3 protein-coding genes are annotated in these 3,933 nt (G+C 58.1%); 2 read left to right on the top strand and 1 reads right to left on the bottom strand.

The features are described 5' to 3' along the window. Positions 1 to 364: 364 nt before the first annotated feature. The gene (locus QZ302_RS09205; RefSeq protein ID WP_294594699.1) at positions 365 to 817 is read right to left on the bottom strand and encodes a copper resistance protein NlpE N-terminal domain-containing protein; all 453 of its coding nucleotides are present in this window, start codon (positions 815 to 817) and stop codon (positions 365 to 367) included. Positions 818 to 967: 150 nt separating this feature from the next. On the opposite strand from QZ302_RS09205, the gene tsaD reads away from it, so the two are divergent. Beyond that, positions 968 to 1,999 (top strand): tRNA (adenosine(37)-N6)-threonylcarbamoyltransferase complex transferase subunit TsaD, encoded by a 1,032-nt coding sequence (gene tsaD, locus QZ302_RS09210; RefSeq protein WP_294594700.1) that lies wholly within the window; start codon positions 968 to 970, stop codon positions 1,997 to 1,999. Positions 2,000 to 2,056: 57 nt separating this feature from the next. Next, the gene (locus QZ302_RS09215; RefSeq protein WP_294594702.1) at positions 2,057 to 3,409 is read left to right on the top strand and encodes a sodium-dependent transporter; all 1,353 of its coding nucleotides are present in this window, start codon (positions 2,057 to 2,059) and stop codon (positions 3,407 to 3,409) included. Positions 3,410 to 3,933 lie beyond the last annotated feature (524 nt).

The following is a 3,933-nucleotide window of genomic DNA, read 5'->3' on the forward strand; positions in this document are numbered from 1 at the left end:
AGCCTCGACCCAACCCTTTGTCCGCGCGCTGGCGGAAATCTTATTCAAACGCGAAACACGCGTTTGAATGATTTCCTTATCCAGCAGTCGCGCGCGGGGCGAGCTTTGTCCCGCCTCGAACTGTTCTTTCTGTGAACAGAAAGAACCAAAGAACCGACGCAGCAACCGAGAGTCATCAAACTTGTTTGAATGGCCGAGGTGCCAGGAGGAAGGCGTAGCCAAACTTTAAACGGATGCTGCGCATCCTAAAGCTGCCGACGGCCTTAACCAATGCGGCCGCCTCCGCCCAAATTACCAAGCAACGACAAGAACGAAAAATGCTCGACGGGCATCCGTCGAGCACGAATAAAAACTCACTTTCCCCCTACTCCTCTACCTGCACCAACGAATAGTTCAGTTTCGACATCGGCTTCGACAAATCCGTCCCCAACAACATCACACTGTCCCCCAGATAGAGAAAATTCAGCGTATCCGCCCAAGGACTCGACTCCACCAGTCGATAATAGACCGCTGCCGAATCTGCCGGAATCCCCTGCTCCACACTCCACGTACCCAACGACCGATAAGTCCGATCCTGACCGTCCACCGCCTCCAAATAGGTCATGGCCAGCGAATAATCGCCCCCCGTCGAATCCTCCGCCTGCTTCAACGTCAAATCCATCGTAATCCCCGGGCCGTCCGCCGCCGGAATCGTCCCCACATAATGCCGGAATACCGTATCCTCCACAGCAACCGCCGTGCGAGAACCCGAGCCGCCGCAACTCCACATACCGAGCGCCAACATTGAACATAACCCCCATAAAATCGTCCTTTTCATAAGCCAAACTTTTAATGTCGAACAGCCGAAACAATGCAAAAATCGAGCCAAACGTCGCCCCTCCGAAGAAAAATCGCAACCCCACAAGCAAATAAGCAAGACAAACCGAGGATTTCGTATCTTTGTATTTTAGCCTACACGGATAACCCTATGGAAATCACCATTCTCGGCATAGAATCCTCGTGCGACGACACCTCCGCCGCCGTGATCCGCGACGGCGTACTGCTGTCGAACGTCATCGCCTCGCAGGCCGTCCACGCCCAATACGGCGGCGTGATTCCCGAACTGGCCTCGCGGGCGCACGGACAAAACATCGTTCCGGTGATCGATGCCGCACTGAAAGAGGCAGGCGTGACGCCGGCCGAGATCGACGGAATCGCCGTCACCCGCGGGCCGGGACTCCTCGGATCGCTGCTCGTGGGGGTCTCCTTCGCCAAGGGATTCTCGCTGGCGCAGGACACACCCCTGATGGAGGTCAATCACCTACAGGGGCATGTACTGGCCCACTTCGTCACGCGACCGGGCGAAGAGGAGGCGCCGAAACCGAAATTCCCGTTCCTCTGCCTGCTCGTGTCGGGCGGGAACTCGCAGATCGTTCTCGTGCGCGACTACCTCGACATGGAAATTATCGGCACGACTATTGATGATGCGGCGGGGGAGGCTTTCGACAAGTGTGCGAAAGTCATGGGGCTGCCCTATCCGGGAGGGCCGCTGATCGACCGGCTGGCGCGGAGCGAGGGGGCCGATCCGCACGCCTTCAAATTCGCCAAACCGTCGGTGCCGGGATTCGACTACAGCTTCAGCGGGCTGAAGACCTCGTTCCTCTACTTTCTGCGCGACCGCGTGGCGGACGATCCGGAGTTCATCGAACACCACAAGACCGACCTCTGCGCCTCGTTGCAGGCGACGATCGTCGACATCCTGATGAACAAACTCGTCCGGGCGGCCAAGCAGTACGACATCACGGAGATCGCCGTGGCGGGAGGCGTATCGGCCAACTCGGGACTGCGCGAGGCGATCGAGGCGGCGGGGGAACGATACGGATGGACGACCTATATTCCGCCCATCTCGCTGACCACCGACAATGCGGCGATGATCGCCATCACGGGTTACTACAAATACCTCCGCGAAGAGTTTGCCGACCTGAGCATGGCGCCGGCGGCCCGGGCGGCTGAGATGTAACGTTTTTTTCGAAACCGGGCGGATTTCCGCCCGATTCACTCTCTTCTTGAAATTTGCATGAAAGAACAACGAGGCGCATTCACCAGCAGTTTCGGTTCCATGATGGCCGTCGTCGGTTCGGCGGTCGGCTTGGGCAATATCTGGCGTTTTCCCTATCTGGCCGGGGTGAACGGCGGGGCGGCTTTCCTGCTGCTCTACCTGTTTTTGATTCTGGCGGTCGGACTGCCGTTGATTCTGAGCGAGTTCATCCTCGGTCGGGCTTCGCGGCGGGGAGCGGTGGGGGCGTTCCGCTACCTGGCGCCGAAAACGAAGTGGTATCTGGTGGGATACATGGGGGTGACGGCCGGATTCTGTATCCTGGGGTTCTACAGCGTGATCGCGGGATGGAGCCTGCGTTTTCTGTTCGACGCGGTGCTCAACGCGCACGCGGGGCAGAGTTACGAGGAGATTGCGGCCGGGTTCCGGGCGTTCCGGAACAGCGGCTGGCAGCCGATTCTGCTTTCGGGAGCTTTTCTGGGGCTGACGGCGGTGGTCATCCTCAAGGGGGTGGAGAAGGGGGTCGAACGGTGGAACAAAATCCTGATGCCGCTTTTGTTGGGGATTCTGCTGGTGCTGTGCGTCAATTCGTTCACGCTGGACGGGTTTCGCGAGGGGATGGCGTTCCTGTTCCGGCCCGATTTCTCGAAAATCACGGCCAACACGGTGCTGGACGCGATGGGACAGGTCTTCTTTACGCTCAGTCTGGGGATGGGGGTGATGATTACTTACAGCTCTTACGTCACGAAGTCTGAAAACATGCTCCGGTCGAAGGGGATCGTCACGCTGATCGACACATCGATCGCCATTATCTCGGGGATCGCGATCTTTCCGGCGGTCTTCACGTTCGGCATCAGTCCGACGCAGGGGCCGGATCTGATCTTCCTGACGCTGCCCAACGTGTTCGCCAAGATGACGGGGGGACAGTATGTGGGGATTCTGTTTTTCCTGTTGATCAGCATCGCGGCGCTGACGTCAATGGTCTCGATTTTCGAGATGATGACGAATTACCTGATGGAGGAGTTTCAGCTGAAGCGGCGGCGGGCGGTGGTGTGGCTGCTCTGTGCCTTGTTTTTCGTGTCGTCGCTCTGCGCGCTGTCGCAGGTGGAGGGCTCGCGGCTGATGATCGGGAAATACAATGTGTTCGACTTTCTGGACATGCTTTCGTCGAACTATCTGATGACGATCGGCGGTCTGTTGATCGTGATCTTCGCGGGGTGGCGGCTCTCGCCGAAACGGTTCCGCAAGACGTTCACGTCGGACGGGCGGTACAACAACCGGATCTATCCGTTGTTCCGTTTCGTGATTCGGTTCATCGCGCCGATTGCGGTGGCGCTCATCTTTCTGAGCAAGTTGAATCTGATCGGGGGCTAAAACTGCTGCTTAGCGGCCCCGCCCCGGGCTTCCGCTATTGTTCTACGGGTTTGGCATCATACATAGGAAACCACGGTTCCGGTTGGTCTTACATGCCAGCTGGGGGTAATCTATTCATGCGATGTTTGAACTTAAGTTTTCGAACCGAATACCTCACCCTCAGTAGTCCGGATTATCGTGGCTACGGTCTTCAGTTGCGTTGCCTCTCGGAATAAACGGGGACGAGAGGCACGCGGTGGGCAATGGGCTGGAACTACCCTAAACAACCGGCCGCCTCCACCTTATTTCAATTTGACTTTACGGCAGGACGTCCGGGAGGTATGTCATGGGGTAGAGGCGGCCAGTAAAAGACGCTGTGCGTCCGGCCCGCGCGACCAAAGGGTCGCAGAAGCTACCCCCATTCTGTGGCATTCGTCCTCGGCGCGCCCCCCTCGCGCCGCTAATGCGTCGCCCTCGCCGAGGACGGCGATTCTACGAATCGCGCTACTCGCTTTTGGTTTAAGCGGGTCGCCGCCAGCGGTGAG

Source organism: uncultured Rikenella sp., from assembly GCF_910579375.1.
Taxonomy (GTDB): domain Bacteria; phylum Bacteroidota; class Bacteroidia; order Bacteroidales; family Rikenellaceae; genus Rikenella.